1 pseudogene is annotated in these 462 nt (G+C 58.2%); it reads left to right on the forward strand.

Annotation, left to right across the window (positions count from 1 at the left end):
• Positions 1 to 462: pseudogene (locus KP705_RS17560) on the forward strand (Tn3 family transposase); the annotation flags it as partial.

The following is a 462-nucleotide window of genomic DNA, read 5'->3' on the forward strand; positions in this document are numbered from 1 at the left end:
TCAGGGTGGTCGCACGGTACAGGGATTACTGAAGGCGGTGCAGATCATTGGAGACCTCTATCGGACCGGTAAACGCCGCTTGCCTGACTCCTGTCCGATCCGTTTCATTCCGCCTTCCTGGCACAGCTTTGTCAGGCCAGAGGGAACAGTCATACGACAGGCTTACGAACTCTGTGTTCTGACCCAGCTGCGCGAGCGTCTGCGTGCCGGAGACATCTGGGTAACGGAAAGTCGCCAATACCGCGCATTCGACACCTACCTTCTTCCGGAAGCCACGTTTGCAGCGATGCGCGCGCAAGGACCGTTGCCTCTGGCGATCAATGCTACGGCTGACACGTTCCTTTCTCAACGGCGTGCAGTGCTGGAAACCGCGCTGAACCGGGTGACGGCTCTTGCCAGGAAGGGCGAGTTGTCACAGGTCCGGCTTGATGCACATGGTCTTGTGATTTCGCCTCTGAAAGC

It is taken from the genome of Gluconobacter sp. P1D12_c (assembly GCF_018812105.1).
Lineage (GTDB): Bacteria > Pseudomonadota > Alphaproteobacteria > Acetobacterales > Acetobacteraceae > Gluconobacter > Gluconobacter oxydans_A.